The following is a 20,470-nucleotide window of genomic DNA, read 5'->3' as shown; positions in this document are numbered from 1 at the left end:
GATCAGTCGGGCAACTGCGTCTTGGCTGCGGCGAGACGCGACGACAGCGCGCCGTCGATCACCTCGTCGCCGACCGAGATCGTCAACCCGCCCAGCAGTGCCGGGTCGACGCCGACCTGCACGCGGACCGGGTGGCTGTAGATCCGGCTCAGGACCGTGTTCAGCCGGGTGCGCTGGGCGTCGCTGAGCTCGGCGGCCGCACCGACGTGCGCCACCAGCTCGCCGCGACGTGCCACTGCGATCTGAGCAAGCTCGGTGATCGCTTCGTGTGCGGACTGGCCACTGAGCAGCCGTACGGTCTGCTCAAGCAGCGCCACCGTGATCGGGTTGGTACCACTGCCGACGACATTGCGCAGCAACCCGACCCGACCAGCGGCCGGGGTCGCGGTGTCGCCGAGCAGGATGTCCAGACGGGGCTGGGCGTCCAACACGCGGGAGAACCGGAACAGCTGGTCCTCCACCTCGTCGACCGTGCCAGCGCTCTCGGCCGACAGCAGCAGTGCCTGCCGGGCGACGTGCTCCACGGCGGTGATCAGGTCCGCGCCGTTGGACCACCGGGCAGAAGCGGCGGCGGTCACCAGCGTCAGGGCGGGGGCACCGACCTTGTCGGCGAACAGGCGCTGCACGAGGCGGACCTTCGGTGCGGCGTCGTCGATCGGCACGGTCAGGTGCCGCGTGATCACGACCTCGCGCTCGAGCAGCTCGGCGACCGCGGTCAGGTCATCGGCCAGCGAGGCCAAGCCCTGCTGGTCCAGGCCACCGGCCACCTCGCCGAACTTGTCCAGCAGGCCGGCCAACGCCTGACGGCTGGCCGAACGCATCCGGACCAAGATCGGCGATTCGACCTCGACGGACTTCGGCGCCATGGCGTCGAGCTCGTCGAGGAACCGGTCCACAGTGGCGGACTGCCGCTGCGGGTCGGAGACGTGCGCGCGAACCAGTTCGCCCGCCCGCTGCACAGCTTCGGCACCCAAGCCGGACCGCAGCTCACGGATGAGTTGCGCCCGCATGAGACCGACCTGCTGTCCGCCGGTGGTCTTCACGCGCTCGGCTTCGACGCCGGCCTGGCTGCGCAGTTGCTCGGCGATCCGCTCGGCGTCCGAGTGGGCCTCCGCGGTGACCCGCTGCGCCTCGGCCGAGGCGTTGGCCAGTGCCGTGGAGTGCGCCTGACCGGCTTCGGTCAGACGAGCGGCGGCTGCTGCCGCCTCCTCCAGCTGCTTGCGCACCGACTCCTGCTGGTCGGCCATCAGCTTGCGTACCGGTGGTACGACGAACTTGACCAGCAGCCAAACGATGATGGCAAAGCCGACCAGCTGCCCGATGAAAATCGACATCTCTGTTGCTACCGCCCCGTACTCGCCGCGGAAAGTGCCTCAGCCTCAACACCGAGGATCCGGCTGGCCAGGGTGGAAGACAGTGCCTCCACCCGGGCCTGCAGCTGCTCACTCACCGCATCGCCTTCTTGCTTGAGCTTGTCGGTGGCGGCCTGCAATGTCGAGGCCACCTCCGCCTCGGCCGCCGACCGCTGCTCGTCGATCACCTTGCGCCCCTCGGCACGAGCTTCGTCCCGTGCCGTGCTGGCCTCAAGGCGCGCTGCCGCCATCTGCTTCTCGTAGTCGGCATCGGCGGCCGCGAACTGCTCAGCGGACTCCCGATTGTCGGCGAGAGTCTTGGTGACCATGTTCTCGCGCTCCCGCAGCACCTTCATGATCGGCGGCACCACGAAGGTACTGATCACGCCGAGCACGATCAGGAAGATCGCGAGCACGACGAAGAAGGTGCCGTCGGGAATGAGGAAGCTCTTCTTCGGGCCTTCCTCAGCCGCCTCGCTCAACGCGAGGACAGCAACGCTCATGTCACCCATCTTGTGCGTTACTGCTGTGCGGCGATCGGGGTGGCGAAGACGAACAACGCCATGAAGGCCAGGTTGATGAAGTAGGCCGCTTCGACCAGACCAACCGTGATGAAGAACGGGGTGAACAGGCGACCCTGGGCTTCGGGCTGACGGGCGATACCGGCGATCAGAGCGTTACCGGCGATACCGTCACCGATACCGGCGCCGATGGCACCGCCGCCCATGATGAGACCGCCGCCGATGAGGGCACCAAGTCCGATCAGATTGGGATCTGCCATTTCATTCCTCCTTGCTAGCTGGTAGTGCTCTACCAGGTCTGATGTGGTCGTGCAGGTGGTACTAGTGGTGGTCTTCTTCGAGCTCCATGGCCTGGCTGAAGTACAGGATCGTCAGCAGCGCGAAGATGAACGCCTGGATCAGTCCGACGAACAGGTCGAAGGTCTTCCAGATCGCGTTCGGCGCGACCATGAAGACCGGCCCCAGCAGCGCGATCAGGCTGACCAGGATGCCGCCGGCGAAGATGTTGCCGAACAGACGCAGAGACAGCGAGACCGGCTTGGCGATCTCTTCGACCAGGTTGATCGGCGCCAGGATCGCGACGTGGCCCTTGAGAACCCGCAGCGGGTGGCCGATGAAGCCGCGGCGCCAGAACCCGGCCAAGTGGTAGCCGCAGAACACCAGCAGGGCCAGCGCCAGCACGAAGTTGATGTCGGCGGCGGCAGAGGAGATCAGCTCGTGGATGCCGTGCTCGTCGGCGTACTGGAACGGCAGCACCGAGAGCCAGTTGCAGACCAGGATGAAGATGAAGATCGTCACCGCCAGCGGCAGCACGAACGGGGCGATCTTCATCCCGATGGCACCCTCGATCTGGTTGCGCATCTGAATGGTGATCGCCTCGAAGAACAGCTGCACCCCGCCGGGGACCCCGCTCGAGGTGACCTTGGCGCGCAGGAAGAGCGCCAGGGCGATCACGATCACCGCTGCGATCGCGGTGGAGGTGATGGTGTCGATGTTGACCTCACCGACCAGCGGCCACACCGCGGTCTCGTGGTGGCCGACCTCGATGGCTCCCTCAGCCAGGATCGACTCAGTCATTTTCCGTCCCTTCAGCGCCCGACTCTGACGCTTGCGCGCGGAGCTTTTTTACCACTGGCAGCATGGTGGTCAGCACCAGCACTACCTCGAACAAGGCCAATCCGAACAGCGCACCGAGGCCCTCTGGACGGAACTGGTAAGCGATCGCCAAGCCGATCACGCTGATGACCAGCAGACGAGACGCCGAGTTCAGCGCCATCTTCTTCTTCAGCGGGTGGTCGGCGGCGGTGATCTTCAGCGCCGACCGGCGAATCAGGAGCGCATTGCCCAAGCCGAGCGCCAGGCCCAGCCCGAAGAACACACCGAAGAGCGGTCGGCCGAACTGAGCGGCCGCGGCAATTGCGGCAGCGGTCAGAGCAACACAGATCAGTGACAGCCGAATCGGCTGGAACACCACCGACGGCAACACCAACGGCGCATCCTGCGCTGGTGTCGTCACCGCCTCACCCCAATCTGAATCTGCCCTGCGTCACTGTCGTGAAGTCGCCCGCCGAGCGTATCGGATGCCCGAACGCACTGTGGAACCACCTACAACACCATCTTAGACGGTGCTACTACCGCGTGTCGTAGGGGTCGTCTTCCGAGGCGCCGCCCCGGCGTAGCAACGGGATGAGCGTAACGACAATCGCGATGAGCATTGCACCCAACATCACCGCCCCGGTGTAGCGCGGGTCGAAGAAGATGGTGCCAGCCGCCCCGAACGCGACGATCGCCGTCCACAAGTAGATCAGCAGCACCACCCGGCGATCGGAGTGGCCGATCTGCAGCAACCGATGGTGCAGGTGCATCTTGTCCGGACTGAACGGACTGAGCCCGGCACGAGTCCGACGGATGATCGCCAGCAGCACGTCCAGCGCCGGCACGCACATCACTGCCGCCACCAGCAGGAACGGCGACAGCAGCGCGAAGACGTCGCGCGCGCCGTAGGCGGTTTGCGAGATCGGCCCGGCCGCGGTGGTGGACGCCGCCGCCAGCATCAGGCCGATCAGCATCGAGCCGGAGTCGCCCATGAAGATCTTTGCGGGGCTGAAATTGTGTGGCAGGAAACCCAAACAAGCCCCGGCCAAGACCACCGAGATCAACGCGGGCGGGTAGAACAGCACGTCGCCGCCGTGGTCCTGCAGCACGCCGACGGAGAACATGCAGATCGCCAGTGCGGTGATCAATCCCAGGCCGGCGGCCAGCCCGTCGAGGCCGTCGACGAAGTTCATCGCGTTGACGATCGAGACCGTCAGCGCCAGCGTCAGCAGGATCGAGGACACCTGGTCGAGCACCACGGTGCCCACGCCGCCGATCGGGATGTAGAGCACGCTCCAGGCCACACCCATGGTGACGAGCACGCTGGCCGCGGTGATCTGGCCGGCGAATTTGGTCAGGGCGTCCAGGCCCCACTTGTCGTCGAGCAGACCGATTCCCATGATGACGCCGCCGGCCAGCACCACCGCCGGCATGCCGGTGGAATAGACGAAGCCGCGCGTCAGTGCCGGCAGCTGAGAGGCCAGGAAGATCCCGGCGACGATGCCGACGTACATCGCCAACCCGCCCATCCGCGGAGTGGGCTGCACATGGACGTCACGTTCGCGCGGGTAGGCGACCGCGCCGATCCGGGTGGCCATCCAGCGAACGGGTCCGGTGGTGAAGTAGGTGATGATCGCGGCGGTCAGGCCCACTAACGCGAGTTCTCGCAGTGGCACGCCGGCGCCACGGTCGGCCAGGGCCAGCAGGCTGGTCACGGTGTTCCCGTCAGCGAGTCCGGATCCAGCCCCAGCACCGCGCCGATCTGTTCGGCGGTGACCGGTCCGGTGCGGACGATCCGCGGTGCGGGGCCGGTGAGATCCACGATCGTCGAGGCCGCACCCTGTTCGGCCGGTCCCGCGTCGAGGTAGACGTCGACGGACTCCCCCAGTTGGCTTTGCGCTTCGCCGGCCTCGACGGCGGGCGACCCGCCGGAGACGTTGGCGCTGGACACCGCCATCGGGCCCACCGCCTTGAGGACTTCCAGTGCCACCGGATGCAGCGGCATGCGCACCATGACCGTGCCGCGGGCTTCGCCGAGGTCCCACTGCAGCGACGGGGCTTGGGTGACGATCAGGCTGAGCGCGCCCGGCCAGAAGGCGCGGATCAGTTCACGGGCGGTCTCCGGCACGATCAGGGCCAGCCCGTCGATGGAGTTCCACGACCCCACCAGCACGCCCACCGGCATGTCACGGCCGCGTCGTTTGGCCGCCAGAAGCGCGGTCACCCCGGCGGCGTTAAAGGCATCGGCACCGATGCCATAGACCGTGTCGGTCGGCAGCACCACCAGGCGTCCACCGCGCACAGCGTCGATCGCCGCCGCGATACCGGCCGCACGCTGGTCGGCGTCGGCGCAGTCGAAAACCTCTGTCATGGTTGATTGTTCCTGATCGCCGTCACGAACCGGAGCCGCCCAGTCAGGTCGGGCCGGGACACTACCTCGTCGAAAAATCCGGTGCCGCGCACAGTTTGGACGGTGGCCGCCGGCGTGGTGTCGTCATGCTCGACGGCGAATAGTCCACCCGGGCGCAGCAATCGGGCTGCCAGGTGGGCCAGCGGAGTGATCACCGACATTCCGTCCGGGCCGCCGAACAGCGCGTGCTCCGGATCATGCTGGGCTACTTCGGGATCTAACTCCGCACCGTCGGGAATATAGGGCGGGTTGCTGACCATCAGGTCAACTTGACCGTCAAGCTCCGACAGCAGGCCTGGCTGGGTTATGTCGGCGCGGATCAACTCTACCGCGGTGCCGGCACAGTTGCGGCGGGCGTAATCCAGTGCCGATTCGGAGTCGTCGACAGCCAGTACCCGCGCGGCGGGGAGACTGTGAGCCAACGCGATCGCGAGGGCACCGGACCCGGTGCAGGCGTCGACGATCAGCGCGGGAAGCTGTTGAGCCTCGGCTTGTTTGAGCGCCCATTCCAGCATGGCCTCGGTCTCCGGGCGCGGGGTGAACACTCCCGGGCCAACTTGCAGCGTCACCGGGCCGAACGCCGCGGTCCCGATCAGGTGTTGCAACGGGACCCGGGAACTGCGTGCGGCAACCAATTCCCGGTAACGGCCGAAGAACTCGTCGTCGGGTGGACCCAGCAGCGCCAGCCGGCCACGGTCGGTGCCGGCCGCATGGGCGGCGAGCTCTTCAGCGTCGTAGCGGGCGGAATCAATCCCGGCATCAGCGAAAAGCGCTGCAGCGGAGTCGATCGCGTCCCTCATTCGGCTCACGCCGTCCCCTGTAACCGGGTTTCCTTATCGGCGGCTGCCAGCGCGTCGAACATCGGATCGAGATCCCCGTCGAGGACCTGGTCGAGGTTGTGCGCCTTGTAGCCGATGCGGTGGTCGGTGATCCGGTTTTCCGGGAAGTTGTAAGTGCGGATGCGTTCGCTGCGGTCCACAGTGCGGATCTGGCTGGCCCGATCGGCCGAGGCATCCGCCTGAGCCTGCTCCTCGGCAACCGCCTGCAGCCGGGCCGCCAAAACCTGCAATGCACGGGCCTTGTTCTGCAGCTGCGACCGCTCGTTCTGGCAGGTGACGACAATCCCGGTCGGCAAGTGGGTGATACGCACCGCGGAGTCGGTGGTGTTGACGCCCTGGCCGCCCTTGCCGGAGGAGCGGTAGACGTCGATGCGCAGGTCCGACTCGTCGATGGCCACCTCGGCGACCTCTTCGGGCTCGGGGTAGACCAACACGCCGGCCGCCGAGGTGTGGACGCGCCCCTGCGACTCGGTCACCGGGACTCGCTGCACGCGGTGCACACCGCCCTCGAACTTCATCTTCGACCAGACACCGTCGGCGCTGTCGCCCTTGCTCGCGATGGTCAGGGTGGCGTCTTTGTAGCCGCCGAGGTCGGAGGTGGTCTCGTCGAGGACGGTCACCTTCCAGCCCTGGCGTTCTGCGTAGCGGATGTACATCCGGGCCAGGTCAGCGGCGAACAACGCCGATTCCTCGCCGCCTTCGCCGGATTTGACCTCGAGCACGATGTCGTCGGCGTCGTGCGGGTCGCGAGGCGCCAGCATGTCGGTGAGCGCGGTGTCCAGCTCGGCGACGCGCGCCTCCAGCTCCGGGATCTCGGCCGCGAAGGACGCGTCATCGGCGGCCAGTTCCCGGGCGGCTTCGAGGTCACCGCGGGCCGACTCGAGCTTGCGGTGGGTGGCGATGATGGGCGCCAGTTGGGCGAAACGCCGACCGGCCCGACGTGCCTCGGCCGGATCGTTGTGCAGTTCGGGATCCGACAGCTGCGTTTCCAGGGCGGCGTGCTCGGCCAGCAGGGCGTCAATCCCCTGAATGCTTTGGGTCATCTCACCTCCATCCCCGAACGCAAACCGACGCCCGGATGACGTGCTGGCACGTTCCGGGCGTCGGTGAGGGAGCTATTTGTCGTCGGCTGCCGCAGTTGCGGCGGCACCGGCGTTGCGCTTGCCGTAGCGCTTCTCGAAGCGCGCGACACGGCCGCCGCTGTCCAGGATCTTCTGCTTGCCGGTGTAGAACGGGTGGCACTGCGAGCAGACCTCGACCACGATGTGGCCGCTCTCCTTGGTGCTACGGGTGGTGAAGCTGTTGCCACAACCGCAGACCACGGTGGTCTCGCCGTAGGCGGGGTGAATGCCAGTTTTCATGATGTCCTCTTCAATCGTGGGCCGCCGGGTCGCCCGCCTTCGAATGTGGGGCAGACGTGAACCGGAACCTGAGGTTGTCGATTATGCCAGCTGCGCCAGCCCCTCCCAAAACGCCCGGAGCGGCTGGCGCATTCCAGCGGCAGATCAGTCGTTGTCCATTCCCGGCGTGGTCTTGGACACCTGCACCAGGAACTCGTAGTTGTTCTTGGTCTTGCGCAGCTGGCTCATCAGCAAGTCGATGGCCTGATGCGAGTCCAGGCCGGACAGCAGACGACGCAGCTTGTGCACGATCGCGAACTCGTCCGGCGAGAGCAGGAGCTCGTCCTTACGAGTGCCCGACGGGTTGACGTCGACGGCCGGGAATACCCGGCGCTCGGCGATCTTGCGGTCCAGCTTGAGCTCGGCGTTACCGGTGCCCTTGAACTCTTCGAAGATCACGGTGTCACCGGTGGAGCCGGTCTCCACCATCGCGGTGGCGATGATGGTCAGCGAACCGCCGTCCTCGATGTTGCGGGCCGCGCCCAGGAACCGCTTGGGCGGGTAGAGCGCGGTGGAGTCCACACCACCGGACAGGATGCGGCCCGACGCCGGGGAGGCGTTGTTGTAGGCACGACCCAGCCGGGTGATCGAGTCCAGCAGCACGACGACGTCCTTGCCCTGCTCGACCAGGCGCTTGGCCCGCTCGATGGCCAGCTCGGCGGCCTGGGTGTGGTCTGACGGCGGCCGGTCGAACGTGGAGGCGATGACCTCACCCTTGACCGAGCGCTGCATGTCGGTGACTTCTTCGGGACGCTCGTCGACCAGCACCACCATCAGGTGGCACTCGGGATTGTTGCGGGTGATCGCGTTGGCGATGTCCTGCATGATCGTGGTCTTACCGGCCTTGGGCGGTGACACGATCAGGGCACGCTGCCCCTTGCCGATCGGCATGATCAGGTCGATGACGCGGGTGGTCAGCTTCTCCCCCGAGGTCTCCAACCGCAGCCGCTGGTTCGGGTACAGCGGGGTCAGCTTGGTGAAGTCCGGACGGTTCCGAGCCTCTTCAACCGGGCCGCCGTTGACCGAGTCCAACCGCACCAGCGGATTGAACTTCTGCCGCTGGTTGGGCTGGTCGCCGTCCCGGGCCACCCGCACGGCGCCGGTCACCGCGTCGCCGCGGCGCAGCCCGTTCTTGCGGACCATGTTCATCGAGACGTAGACGTCGTTGGGTCCAGCCAGGTAGCCCGAGGTGCGCACGAACGCGTAGTTGTCGAGCACGTCGAGGATGCCGGCGACCGGCTGGACGACGTCGTCCTCGCGCAGCTCGGCGTCACCGCGTTCGCCACCGCCGCCCTCGCCACCGCGCTCGCCACGGCGACGCCGGTCACGGAAGCGACGGCCACGACGGCCACCGCGGTCGTCGTCGTCGCCACCGCCGCGGTTGGACTGGTCGCCGCCTTGGTCGTCGCGCTTGGACTGCGCGGCTTCGTCGGTTTTGGCGTCGCTCTTGGCGCCCTCGCGCTCACGGCGCCCACCGGACTGCTCCGCCTTGTCGGCCTTGTCGTCGTTCCGACCCTGCTTGCGCGGCTCGCCCTGGGGCTCTGCCTCGGCAGGCTTGTCCTTGTCGTCCTTGTCCTTGTCCTGCTCGGCCGGCTTCTCGGCCTCGCCGCCATCGGCAGCGGGCGAGCCGGTCGCCCGGCTGGCGCCACGCCGTTCGCGGCGCCGCGGGGCCGCGGCAGCGTCCGCCTCGTTGGCCGGGGCGGGCTCGGCACCGTTGGCCGCGCCATTGGCGGGCTGCTCGGCGCTGGCCTGTGTCTTCGGCGCTTCGGCGCCACTGCCGCCGTTGCCGGAGACCTCGCGGATCGCGGCGATCAGTTCGCTCTTGCGCATCCCGGAGGAGCCCTTGACACCGACGCGGTTGGCCAGCGCCCGCAGTTCGGGCAGCACCATCGCCGACAGCGAGCTGTCGGTGGGGGCGGTTGCAGCGCCGTTGTCGGGCGCCGAAGCGGGAGCGGACTCGGTGGCCGGCGCCGAGGCGGTTTCCGGGGCGGACGGCGCGGCGTCACTACCGCCGGCGGCTGCGTCCTGGCTGGTCTCGGAAGTACTCGGGGGGGTCGGCAGCGATTCCTGGTCGGTGCTGCCTTCAGCCGTGAAGAGGTCCGTTTCGGTCACGGATTTCCTTTCTTCCCTCGTCGGTTTTCTCACGCGAGGGGCTTGGTTGCATTCAGCGGACTGCCGAGTGCGTGTCACCGTCGACTGTGTAACGGTGTAGCCCGTATCGACGGCGTCGTAACGCAAACCGTCAGCTACGGGAAGAATTTGGTGGCATCCCGGTTGACATCGCAGTCTGATTCAGGTGCTGATGCCGCGAATGCGGGACGGGACCGAGGATAGCCCGCTTCTGAGCTCGACGCAACAGATACTTTGCTGCGCGCCTCAACCCGGTACCGCCACCCCGGAGTTCCACTTGACCGCGGCGCCGACCGGCATCTCGGTGACGTTGAACACACGCGCTTCCGGGGACTCGAGCACCGCACTAGGCAGTTGGGCCGCTGTCGTCAGCGCGATCACCGCAGGTCCGGCACCCGAGAGCACGGCCGCAATGCCGTGCCGGCGCAGCAACTGCAGGAATGCCGCCGACTCCGGCTGCGCAGCGCCGCGCTGCGGCTGGTGCAGCACATCCTCGGTGGCCGCCAACAGCAGATCGGGCCGCTCGGTCAGTGCCACCACCAGCAGCGCGGCCCGACTGACATTGAACCGGGCATCGCGGTGGCTGACCTGCTCGGGCAACAGAGCCCGGGTCTCGGCAGTCGACGAACGCAGTTGCGGAATTGCCGGGAACAGATGGATGTCGGGGTGCAGCCGCAGCGGCGCCGCCGCATAGTCGACCTGGCCGTCGGCTGCATTTGCTGTCCACGAAACCACGGCACCGCCCAGTACGGCGGCTGCGGCGTTGTCGGGGTGGCCTTCGAACTCCGAGGCCAGCTGAATCAGTTGGGTTTCGGACAGGCCGGGCCGATCAAGTTGCGAAACAAGGCCGTTGACCACGGCCAGCCCTCCGACCACCGCGGCGGCCGACGAGCCCAAGCCACGCTGATGCGGGATCGCATTGCGGCAGCGCACCACCATGCCGGGCGCCTCGACACCCGCCTCGCGCATGCCGCGCAGGATGCCTTGCACCACAAGGTGATCCGAGGTGAGCGGAACCTGACCGGCACCCTCCCCCTCGACCTGCACCACCAGACCGGACTCGACCGTCTCGACGATCACCTCGTCGTAGAGGCCCAGCGCCAGGCCCAGGCTGTCGAAGCCGGGGCCCAGGTTGGCGCTCGACGCCGCAACCGCGACGCTGGCAGTCAACCCGGTCGGCAACAACTGAACCACTAGGCCAGCCCCAATGCGGCAACCACGGTGGCCGCGTCGACGGGAACCGCGGTCACCTCGGGCATGTCCTTGAGCGCGGTGTCGGGGTCCTTGAGTCCGTTGCCCGTCACGGTGCACACCACGGTCGAACCGCGCGGCACCCAGCCGTCCTCCACCGACTTGAGCAGCCCGGCGATGCTGGCCGCCGAGGCCGGCTCGACGAACACGCCCTCGGACTGCGCCACCAGGTGGTAAGCGGCCAGGATCTCGTCGTCGGTGGCGGCCAGGAACCGCCCACCCGAATCCACCTGCGCTTCGACGGCCTGCGTCCAGGAGGCCGGCGAGCCGATACGGATCGCGGTGGCGATGGTCTCCGGGTTCTTGACCGGCTCACCGAGCACCAGCGGTGCCGCCCCCGCAGCCTGGGTGCCCAGCATCTTCGGCAGCTTCTCGGTCAGGCCGTCGGCGAAGTACTCGCGGTAGCCCTTCCAGTACGCGGTGATGTTGCCGGCGTTGCCGACCGGCAGCGAGTGGATGTCCGGCGCGGTGCCCAGCGCGTCGACGATCTCGAAGGCCGCGGTCTTCTGCCCTTCGATGCGCACCGGGTTCACCGAGTTCACCAGCGAGATGGTCGGGAAGTCGGTGGCCATCTTGCGGGCCAGTTCCAGGCAGTCGTCGAAGTTGCCGTCGATCTGAATGATCTTGGCGCCGTGCATGACTGCCTGCGCAAGCTTGCCCATCGCGATCTTGCCCTGTGGGATCAGCACCGCGCAGGTGATGCCGGCGCGGGCAGCGTAGGCCGCCGCCGATGCCGAGGTGTTGCCGGTCGAGGCGCACAGCACCGCCTGCTGGCCGCGAGCAACGGCGTCGGTGACCGCCATCGTCATGCCGCGGTCCTTGAACGAGCCGGTCGGGTTGAGGCCCTCCACTTTCAGGTGCACGGTGCAGCCGGTCTGCTCGGAGATCCGCTTGGCGTGGATCAGCGGGGTGCCGCCCTCGTGCAGGGTGATGGCCGTCCAGTCGTCGCCGATGGGAAGCCGATCGCGATAGGCGCCGATCAAGCCGGGCCAGGGGCGGTGGATCGGTGTCCGGGTGGAGCTCACTGGTCTGTTCCTTCCAGTCGTAACACGCTGGCGATCCGCTGGACTGCGTCCAGGTCAGCCAGCGCCGCAACGGTTTTCGACAATGCTGCGTCGGCAGCTCGGTGGGTGACCACCACGATTCGAGCGCCGATCAGTTGGCCGTCGTTGTCGGCCACACCCTCCTGACGCACCTCGGCGATACTGACGCCGTGGGCGGCGAATTCGGCCGCCACGGTGGACAACACACCCGGCTTGTCGGCGACGTCCATGCTCACGTAGTAGCGGGTCTGCACGTCACCGATCGGGGCGATCGCCAGCTGGGCGTACTTGGACTCGCGCGGCCCGCGCCCGCCCTGCACCCGGTTGCGGGCGGCCATCACCAGATCACCGGTGACCGCCGATGCGGTCGGCGCGCCACCGGCGCCCTGGCCGTAGAACATCAGCCGGCCGGCCGCCTCGGCTTCGACCACCACCGCGTTGAAGGCCCCGTTGACCGTGGCCAGCGGGTGGGTCAGCGGCACCAGCGCCGGGTACACCCGGGCCGAAACCCGCTGTTGCCCATCGCTGGTGGTGATGCGCTCGCAGATCGCCAGCAGTTTGATCGTGCAACCCAGCGCCCGCGCGGTGGTGAAGTCCGCCGGACTGATGCTGGTGATGCCCTCGCGGTAGACGTCGTCGGCGGTCACCCGGGTGTGGAAGGCGATCGATGCCAGGATCGCGGCCTTGGCTGCGGCGTCGTAGCCCTCCACGTCGGCGGTCGGGTCGGCCTCGGCGTAGCCCAGCGCACTCGCATCGGCCAGCGCGGCGCTGTAGTCGGCGCCGGTGGAGTCCATTTCGGACAAGATGTAGTTGGTGGTGCCGTTGACGATGCCCGCCACCCGCAACACGGTGTCGCCGGCCAGCGACTGGGTCAGCGGCCGGATCACCGGGATGGCGCCGGCGACGGCAGCCTCGAAGTACAGGTCCACCCGGGCGTTCTCGGCGGCCTCGGCCAGCTCCCCGGTGGACCGCGACAGCAGGGCCTTGTTGGCCGTGACGACGGATTTGCCGTGCGCGATCGCCGACAGGATCGCCTTGCGGGCCGGCTCGACCGGGCCCATCAGTTCCACCACGATGTCGACGTCGCTGCGCGATACCAGGCTGTCGATGTCGTCGGTGAGCAAGTCCTCGGGCACGCCACGGTCGGACGCCACCCGGCGCACCCCAACGCCGCGCAGCACCAACGGCGCACCGATGCGGGCGGCCAGATCATCTGCACTGGCCTCGAGAATGCGGACGACTTCGCTGCCGACGTTGCCCAAACCGAGAACTGCCACCCCTACCGGGGCCCCGGACACCTGCGAACCGGACACTTTTTACCCCACCTCCAGGCTGATCAGGTCTTCGACGGTCTCCCGGCGCAGCATAAGGCGGGCTTTCCCGTCACGTACCGCCACCACCGCCGGGCGGGTGAGCAAGTTGTACCTGCTCGACATCGAGTAACAGTAGGCGCCGGTGGCGGCCACCGCGATCAGGTCGCCGGGCACCATGCCTTCGGGCACCCAGGTGTCGCGGACGATGATGTCGCCGCTCTCGCAGTGCTTGCCGACGATGCGCCCCAGCTCCGGCAGGGCGTCGGCACCATCCAGAGTGCGCGAGACCAGCCGCACGTCGTAGTGCGCGTCATAGAGCGCCGGCCGGATGTTGTCGCTCATGCCGCCGTCGACGCTGACGTAGCGGCGATGCCCGGTGGCGCTGACCGCGACGTCCTTGACGGTGCCGACCTCATAGAGCGTGATGGTGCCCGGCCCGGCGATGGCCCGACCGGGTTCGACGACCAGTTGCGGGGTGGGCAGGCCCACCGCGGCGGACTCGTCGCGCACGATCGCGGCCAGCTTGGCTGCCAGCTCGGCCATCGGCGGCGGGTCATCCTGCGGCTGATACGAGATGCCCAGTCCCCCACCCAGGTCGATGACCGAGAGCTGCGCGGTCTTGTCGACCCCGAACTCGGCGACCACGTCGCGCAGCAGCCCGATGACCCGATGGGCGGCGATTTCGAAGCCGGCGACGTCGAAGATCTGCGAGCCGATGTGGCTGTGCAAGCCGATCAGGCGCAGGTGCTCGGTGGCGAACACTCGCCGGATGGCGTCCATGGCCGCACCGCTGGCCAGCGACAGCCCGAACTTCTGGTCTTCGTGGGCGGTCGAGATGAACTCGTGGGTGTGGGCCTCCACACCCACGGTGACGCGCACCAGCACGTCTTGGATGGTCCCGGCAGCCTTGGCGACCGCTTCGAGGCGGTCGATCTCGATCAGCGAGTCGACCACGATGTGGCCGACGCCGGCGTTGACCGCGGTCTGCAGCTCGGTGACCGATTTGTTGTTGCCGTGCAGGGTGATTCGCTGCGCGGGGAAGCCGGCGTGCAGGGCCACAGCCAGCTCTCCCCCGGTGGCGACGTCCAGGCACAGGCCCTCCTGGTCGATCCAGCGCGCGATCTCGCTGCACAGGAAGGCCTTGGCGGCGTAGTGCACGTTGTCGCCCCCGCCGAACGCCTCGGCGATCTCGCGGCAGCGACCCCGGAAGTCGTCCTCGTCGATGACGAACAGCGGGGTGCCGAACTCGGCGGCCAGGTCGGTGACCTTCACCCCGGCGATCTGGGTGACGCCGTCGTCGCCGCGAACGGTGTTGCGCGGCCAGACGTTCGGCGCCAACTGCAGCAGCTGCTGCGGGGTCTGCGGCCGCGGCGGCAGTCCGTCGTGCTGGATCTCTTCGGCGTGGCGAGGGCCCGCGGGGTGGACGTTCACATCCGCTCCGGTGCGCTCACGCCGAGGATGCCCAGCCCGTTGGCGATCACCTGGCGGGTGGCCTGACACAGCGCCAGCCGCGCGGCGTGCAGGTCGCCCGGCTCTTCATCGCCCTGGGGCAGCACCCGGCAGCTGTCGTAGAACCGGTGGTAGTCCCCGGCGAGGTCTTCCAGGTAGCGGCAGACCCGGTGCGGTTCCCGCAGTGCGGCAGCGGTTTCCAGCACCCGGGGGAACTCTCCCAGGTTGCGGATCAACGCGCCTTCCTTGTCGTGGCTGAGCAGCCCGAGGTTGGCGGTATCCGGGGCCAGGCCCAGTTCGGCGGCGTTGCGGGCCAGCGCGGAGAGCCGGGCGTGCGCGTATTGCACGTAGTAGACCGGGTTTTCGTTGCTCGCCGAGGACCACAGCGCCAGGTCGATGTCGATGGGAGTGTCCACCGAGGAGCGGGTCAGGCTGTACCGGGCGGCGTCCACGCCGATGGCCTCGACCAGGTCGTCGAGGGTGATGACGGTGCCGGCGCGCTTGCTCATCTTGACCGGCTGGCCGTCGCGCACCAGGTTGACCATCTGGCCGATCAGCACCTCGACGGTCGCCGGGTCGTCACCGAAGGCGGCCGCGGCGGCCTTGAGCCGGGCGATGTAGCCGTGGTGGTCGGCGCCGAGCATGTAGATGCACAGGTTGAAGCCGCGCTCGCGCTTGTCCAGGTAGTAGGCCAAGTCGCCGGCGATGTAGGCGGGCTTGCCGTCGCTCTTGATGACGACGCGGTCCTTGTCGTCGCCGTAGGCGCTGGTGCGCAGCCAGGTCGCGCCGTCTTTTTCGTAGATGTTGTCGTTGGCCCGCAGCCGCTCGATGGCCTGCTCGACGCGCCCGGAGGTGTGCATCGAGTCTTCGTGGGTGAACACGTCGAAGTCGGTGCCGAATTCGTGCAGCGATTTCTTGATGTGGGTGAACATCAGGTCGACGCCGATCTCGCGGAACGTCTCCTGCGCATCCGGGCTGTTCAGCGCGTCGGGGGCCTTGGCCTGGATCTGGGCCGCGATGTCGGTGATGTAGGCGCCGGCGTAGCCGTCCTCGGGGGCGGGCTCGCCCTTGGCGGCGGCGATCAGGGAGTTGGCGAACCGGTCGATCTGGGCGCCGTGGTCGTTGAAGTAGTACTCGCGGGTGACCGCGGCACCCTGGGTGCTCAGCAGCCGGCCCAGCGCGTCGCCGACCGCGGCCCAGCGGGTGCCACCGATGTGGATGGGGCCGGTGGGGTTGGCCGAGACGAACTCCAGGTTGACGTTGAGGCCGTCGAACTCGCGGGAGTGCCCGTAGTTCTCTGCGGCGGCGATGACGTTGGCGACGACGGCACCCTGCGCGGAAGCCTCGATGCGCAGGTTCACAAAGCCCGGCCCGGCGATCTCGGCCGCGGCGATCCCGTCGGCCTGCGCCAACGCTGCGGCCAGCCACTCGGCCAGCTCGCGCGGGTTGACGCCCACCTTCTTGCCCAGCTGCAGGGCCAGGTTGGTGGCGTAATCACCGTGTTCGGGGTTGCGCGGCCGCTCGACTGTCACCGTCGCGGGCAGCGCGGCGGTGTCCAGGTCGTGCTCGGCCAGCACCGCGGCGGCGGTGTTCTTGAGCAATTCGGCCAGATCGGCGGGGGTCACGAGGCCCCATCTTATGGTCTTACGTGGTCAGGCCCCGAATCCGTCCGGTTCTCGGGTCCGGGCAATCATGCGCTAGTCTGTCAAAGCCCACATGGCGCCGCATCACGCGAGCGCCCCCGTAGCTCAGGGGATAGAGCGTCTGCCTCCGGAGCAGAAGGCCGCAGGTTCGAATCCTGCCGGGGGCACCCTTGTTAGAGACCGCGAAGCCTACTCAGTCTGCAGTTTTCGTCTCGTAAACCTGCACGGTCGCCAACGTCCTAAGGCGTGCCGCCCGCGCCGCCCGGAGTGCCCCCGATGCCACCCGTGTTTCCAGACGCAGCCCCACCCGGAGTGCCGGCACCGCCCGGGTGCCCGGCCCCTACCGAAGCGCCGCCGGCACCGGAAGCACCGCCGTGGCCGCCGGAGTGGCCGTTGCCGCCGTTGCCGCCGACACCGCCGTCACCACCCGAGCCGCTGGCGCTGTCGCCTCCGGCGCCACCGATCCCGCCGGCTCCTCCGGTTTCGTACGCCCCAGTTGAGTTGCCGCCATTGCCGCCACGGCCCCCGTCTCCGCCGTCGGCCGTGCCGGTGCTGGTGCCCCCGGCGCCGCCGGCTCCACCGTCACCGCCGCCCCCCAGGCTGAAGCCCGTACCGCCGTGGCCGCCGTCAGCACCTTTAGCGGCGATTCCACTCTGGCTGCCGCCCCCGGCGCCGCCGGTACCACCGAATCCTCCGAAGAACTGACCGTTGGCGCCATTGCCGGCAGCGCCCGCGGCACCCCCGTTGCCAGTGACACTGTTTCCACCCGCACCACCATGGCCGCCGGAGCCGCCGTCGGTGGTACCGGTGGTGCCGTCAGCGCCCGCGCCACCGGCGCCTCCGTTGCCGCTGACACTGTTGCCACCGGAACCGCCGGCCCCGCCGTTGCCGTAGCCGTGACCATCACTGGCGTCGCTACCGCCGGCACCTGCGGCGCCACCGTTACCCCCGGCGCCACCATCGGCGGCCCCACCGCTGTTGCCGCCGTCACCGCCGTCGCCGCCGGCGCCGCCGGCACGGCTGCCGCCCCCGCCCTGACCGCCATCGGCGCCCGCGGCGACGTGACCGCTCTGGCTGCTACCCCGGAACCCCCGGCACCGCCGTTGCCCCCGTAATAGCCGCCATCGCCGCCGCTACCGGCTAGCCCGGCGGCGCCGCCGTTGCCGCTGATGCTGTTGCCGCCCGAACCGCCGGAACCACCGTGCCCTCCTTCGCCGCCGGGACCCCCGTCAGCGCCGTCGGCACCGGTCCCGCCCGCGCCGCCGTTGCCGCTGACGCTGCTGCCCCCGGCACCACCGGAACCACCGGACCCGCCGGTGCCCCCAAAGGCGTCAACCGCGCGCCCCACGCCGCCATTGCCCCCGGCGCCACCGTTGGCGGTGCCGCCGCTGTTCCCGCCGGCACCACCCTCGCCGCCCGAGCCCCCGCTCCAGCCTGCGATCCCGCCGTCGCCGCCGTCGGCACCGGCGGCGGCGCTCCCGCTCTGGCTGCTCCCCGGCGCCCCCGGCGCCCCCGTGACCGCCCAAGCCACTGATGAGGCCGCCGTCGCCGCCGTCGCCGGCCGCACCCGCAGCGCCACCGTTGCCGCTGACACTGTTGCCGCCGGCACCACCGTCACCACCGCTGCCGCCAGCACCCCCGTCGGAACCGCCCGCGGCACCGTACGCGCCGGCACCGCCGGTACCACCGTTACCGCTGACGCTGCTTCCGCCGGCACCACCGGCACCGCCCGAACCGCCTACACCGTTGGCCAGGTCGGTAGCCGCGCGTCCTTGCCCGCCATTCCCGCCGGCACCACCATTGGCGGCCCCGCCGCTGTTTCCGCCGGCGCCGCCGGCGCCCCCCGCACCGCCGTAGGAGCTGCCGATACCTCCGCGACCGCCATCGGCACCCTTGGCAGCGATCCCGGTCTGGCTGCTCCCGCCAGCACCGCCCGCGCCACCGTTACCGCCAACGTCGCCGCCATCGCCGCCATCGCCTGCTTTGCCGGCAGCGCCGCCGTTGCCGCTGACGCTGTTTCCGCCAGCCCCGCCGGCACCGCCTGCGCTGCCTGCGCCAACGCCGACCGTCCCGTCCGAGCCGGCGCCACCGGCCCCGCCGTTACCGCTGACGCTGTCCCCGCCGGCGCCGCCATCGCCACCGACGCCCGCCAACCCACTGTTCTGGGTGGCCTCGCCGCCGGCTCCGCCGTTGCCGCCGGCGCCACCGTTGGCAGTGCCGCTGCCGTCGCCGCCAGCACCACCATTGCCGCCTGCCCCCGCGGCGTAGATGGCATCGCCGCCCCCGCCGCCATCGCCTCCACTACCGGCAGTGCCGCTCTCGCTAGCGCCACCCGCACCGCCGGAACCGCCGGCCCCGCCATAGAGGCCTAGGCCATCCAGATACCGACTGTCGCCGCCGTTGCCGCCCAAACCGCCAGCGCCACCGCTGCCGCTGATGGTGTTGCCGCCAACCCCGCCGTCACCGCCGGCACCGGCCGCTATGCCGCGACCGCCGTCGCCGCCAGCACCCCCGGCTCCGGCGTTGCCCGCGGCACTGTCACCGCCGGCGCCACCCAGGCCACCCGCACCGGCGAAGGGCACAACGGGCAGCGCAATCCCACTGAGTTCGGTGTCTCCCCCGAGTCCGCCCGTGCCGCCCGTGCCGCCGCCAACAGCGCCAGCCCCGCCGTTGCCACCCGCACCGCCGGCACCGCCGTCGATATCCGTAGCGACGCCACCGATGCCCCCGTTGCCGCCGTTCCCTCCGGTACCTGCGCCGCCCGCGCCACCATTGCCACCGGCCCCGCCATTGCCGCCGCCGTCGAAGCCGTCACCGCCGAGGCCGCCGTTGCCACCATGGGAGACCGCCCCGGCCACACCCCCGGCGCCGCCTGCCGCCCCCGCGGCACCGGCATCCCCGCCATTGCCGCCGGGGCCGCCGGTGATGAACTCGGCCGTACCGTCAGCCCCGCCACCTCCGGCGCCGCCGGCGCCGGCAGCCCCGCCATTGCCCGCCTGGCCACTCGCGCCGACCACACCGGCCGTCGCGCCCTGCCCGGCGGCCCCGCCCGCACCACCGGTTCCGCCCGTGCCGCCGTCGCCCCCGTGGCCGCCGTTACCCCCGTCGCCGTTGTGCGTACCGGCGACGCCGGTGGCCCCCGACGCACCGTCACCGCCGTCGCCTCCGACTCCGCCGAGGCCGCCGTTACCGCCGCTGCCACCCGTGCCCGAAAGCAGCCCACCCCTGCCGCCCGCACCACCGGTTCCACCGATGCCGCCGCCCTCGCCGGTGGTTCCGTTGCTGCCGGCGAGCACCCCGTCGAGCCCACCAGTCCCGGCCAGCCCGTCACCGCCGGTGCCGCCGTCACCGCCGGATCCCCACAGCCAGTTGCCTGCCCCGCCGACACCGCCGTCGCCACCCACGCCACCGGCGCCGCCATCGCCGCCGTCACCGAACATCCAACCGCCGGCCGCGCCCGACCCGCCGTCGCCGCCCTCGTAGCCCTCGCCGCCGGTGCCGCCGTTGCCCCACATCCCGGCCATCCCGCCGGCATAGCCGGCCAGGTGATCAACTGTCCCCGCAGCACCGATACCCCCGTCACCAGACAGGAATCCGCCGTCGCCCAGGTCGCCGATACCCGGCAGCCAGCCGAAAAGTGAGTCGTTGGTACCGGTGAAGAAGTCCACCCCGTCGCCGATCATCACGCGGCCGAACAACTCCACCGACGCGTCGTTGAGCCAGTCCAGCAGCGGATCATTCGACGTGTCCAGCGCCGGTGAACTCTCCGGCAAGGCTGCGGCCCACCACCCCGATGGGTCTGCGGTCGCCGCATCTCCAGGACCAACGACTCCGAACAGGTCGAGCAGCGGCGCGATCAGGTCGTCGAAATCTGCCCTCGCAGACGGCGCCGATTCCGGCGCGAACCCCATCGCCAGGGCCGCACCGACCGCCGAAGCCGCCCCCACGGCCCGACGAGAAGCCTTGCGCCTGCTTGCCCTGTCCCCACTTCTGCCGATCATCTCGGCCCTCCCCCGCAATCACG

At 69.4% G+C, this 20,470-nt stretch carries 18 protein-coding genes and 1 tRNA gene; 1 reads left to right on the top strand and 18 read right to left on the bottom strand.

The window, feature by feature from the left end; genetic code table 11:
* Window positions 1-2: 2 nt before the first annotated feature.
* The 16 genes from RCP37_RS06560 to argS all read right to left on the bottom strand — a co-directional run bounded on the left by RCP37_RS06560 (window position 3) and on the right by argS (window position 16,428).
* On the bottom strand, window positions 3-1,334 hold the full coding sequence (locus tag RCP37_RS06560) for a F0F1 ATP synthase subunit B/delta (protein ID WP_308486129.1): 1,332 nt from the start codon (window positions 1,332-1,334) through the stop codon (window positions 3-5).
* 8 nt (window positions 1,335-1,342) lie between these two features.
* On the bottom strand, window positions 1,343-1,864 hold the full coding sequence (locus tag RCP37_RS06555; protein WP_308486128.1) for a F0F1 ATP synthase subunit B: 522 nt from the start codon (window positions 1,862-1,864) through the stop codon (window positions 1,343-1,345).
* 8 nt (window positions 1,865-1,872) lie between these two features.
* Window positions 1,873-2,133 (bottom strand): F0F1 ATP synthase subunit C, encoded by a 261-nt coding sequence (locus RCP37_RS06550; protein WP_019735417.1) that lies wholly within the window; start codon window positions 2,131-2,133, stop codon window positions 1,873-1,875.
* Between the two features lie 61 nt (window positions 2,134-2,194).
* On the bottom strand, window positions 2,195-2,950 hold the full coding sequence (atpB, locus tag RCP37_RS06545; RefSeq protein ID WP_308486127.1) for a F0F1 ATP synthase subunit A: 756 nt from the start codon (window positions 2,948-2,950) through the stop codon (window positions 2,195-2,197).
* A complete protein-coding gene (locus RCP37_RS06540) occupies window positions 2,943-3,389 on the bottom strand; it encodes an ATP synthase subunit I (protein ID WP_308486126.1) in 447 nt (148 codons plus the stop codon). Before RCP37_RS06540 ends, atpB begins: the two co-directional genes overlap by 8 nt.
* A 115-nt stretch (window positions 3,390-3,504) precedes the next feature.
* Complete coding sequence (locus RCP37_RS06535; RefSeq protein WP_207543140.1) at window positions 3,505-4,683, bottom strand: glycosyltransferase family 4 protein; 1,179 nt, start codon at window positions 4,681-4,683, stop codon at window positions 3,505-3,507.
* Window positions 4,680-5,339, bottom strand: coding sequence for an L-threonylcarbamoyladenylate synthase (locus RCP37_RS06530; RefSeq protein ID WP_308486125.1), 660 nt, complete (start codon window positions 5,337-5,339; stop codon window positions 4,680-4,682). The genes RCP37_RS06535 and RCP37_RS06530 overlap by 4 nt, the downstream gene beginning before the upstream one ends.
* The gene (gene prmC, locus RCP37_RS06525; RefSeq protein WP_308486971.1) at window positions 5,336-6,178 is read right to left on the bottom strand and encodes a peptide chain release factor N(5)-glutamine methyltransferase; all 843 of its coding nucleotides are present in this window, start codon (window positions 6,176-6,178) and stop codon (window positions 5,336-5,338) included. Before prmC ends, RCP37_RS06530 begins: the two co-directional genes overlap by 4 nt.
* 5 nt (window positions 6,179-6,183) lie before the next feature.
* Window positions 6,184-7,260 carry a peptide chain release factor 1 gene (gene prfA, locus RCP37_RS06520; protein WP_308486124.1) on the bottom strand — a complete coding sequence of 359 codons (1,077 nt, stop codon included), beginning with the start codon at window positions 7,258-7,260 and terminating at the stop codon, window positions 6,184-6,186.
* A 72-nt stretch (window positions 7,261-7,332) separates the two neighbouring features.
* Complete coding sequence (gene rpmE / locus RCP37_RS06515; protein WP_046285340.1) at window positions 7,333-7,578, bottom strand: 50S ribosomal protein L31; 246 nt, start codon at window positions 7,576-7,578, stop codon at window positions 7,333-7,335.
* Between the two features lie 144 nt (window positions 7,579-7,722).
* Window positions 7,723-9,729 carry a transcription termination factor Rho gene (gene rho, locus RCP37_RS06510; protein ID WP_308486123.1) on the bottom strand — a complete coding sequence of 669 codons (2,007 nt, stop codon included), beginning with the start codon at window positions 9,727-9,729 and terminating at the stop codon, window positions 7,723-7,725.
* Between the two features lie 264 nt (window positions 9,730-9,993).
* Entirely contained in the window at window positions 9,994-10,941 is a 948-nt protein-coding gene (gene thrB, locus RCP37_RS06505; protein ID WP_308486122.1) for a homoserine kinase, read from the bottom strand.
* Window positions 10,941-12,023 carry a threonine synthase gene (gene thrC, locus RCP37_RS06500; RefSeq protein WP_308486121.1) on the bottom strand — a complete coding sequence of 361 codons (1,083 nt, stop codon included), beginning with the start codon at window positions 12,021-12,023 and terminating at the stop codon, window positions 10,941-10,943. The genes thrB and thrC overlap by 1 nt, the downstream gene beginning before the upstream one ends.
* A complete protein-coding gene (locus RCP37_RS06495) occupies window positions 12,020-13,354 on the bottom strand; it encodes a homoserine dehydrogenase (RefSeq protein WP_373693116.1) in 1,335 nt (444 codons plus the stop codon). The genes thrC and RCP37_RS06495 overlap by 4 nt, the downstream gene beginning before the upstream one ends.
* Before the next feature lie 3 nt (window positions 13,355-13,357).
* Window positions 13,358-14,785, bottom strand: a complete 1,428-nt coding sequence (lysA, locus tag RCP37_RS06490) for a diaminopimelate decarboxylase (protein ID WP_308486120.1) — start codon at window positions 14,783-14,785, stop codon at window positions 13,358-13,360.
* Window positions 14,782-16,428 carry an arginine--tRNA ligase gene (argS, locus tag RCP37_RS06485; protein ID WP_308486118.1) on the bottom strand — a complete coding sequence of 549 codons (1,647 nt, stop codon included), beginning with the start codon at window positions 16,426-16,428 and terminating at the stop codon, window positions 14,782-14,784. Before argS ends, lysA begins: the two co-directional genes overlap by 4 nt.
* Before the next feature lie 112 nt (window positions 16,429-16,540).
* Between argS and RCP37_RS06480 the strand changes: the two genes are divergently transcribed.
* Window positions 16,541-16,613, top strand: a tRNA-Arg gene (locus RCP37_RS06480).
* A gap of 173 nt (window positions 16,614-16,786) precedes the next feature.
* Here RCP37_RS06480 and RCP37_RS06475 read toward each other — a convergent pair.
* Together RCP37_RS06475 and RCP37_RS06470 are read right to left on the bottom strand one after the other, a co-directional pair.
* The gene (locus RCP37_RS06475) at window positions 16,787-17,794 is read right to left on the bottom strand and encodes a hypothetical protein (RefSeq protein ID WP_308486117.1); all 1,008 of its coding nucleotides are present in this window, start codon (window positions 17,792-17,794) and stop codon (window positions 16,787-16,789) included.
* Entirely contained in the window at window positions 17,778-20,393 is a 2,616-nt protein-coding gene (locus RCP37_RS06470) for a PE family protein (protein ID WP_308486116.1), read from the bottom strand. The genes RCP37_RS06475 and RCP37_RS06470 overlap by 17 nt, the downstream gene beginning before the upstream one ends.
* Window positions 20,394-20,470 lie beyond the last annotated feature (77 nt).

Origin of the sequence: Mycolicibacter sp. MU0102 (assembly GCF_963378105.1) — a bacterium.
Lineage (GTDB): Bacteria > Actinomycetota > Actinomycetes > Mycobacteriales > Mycobacteriaceae > Mycobacterium > Mycobacterium holstebronense.
The sequence above is the reverse complement of the archived record's forward strand: the minus strand, read 5'-3'. Positions and strand labels throughout refer to the sequence as shown.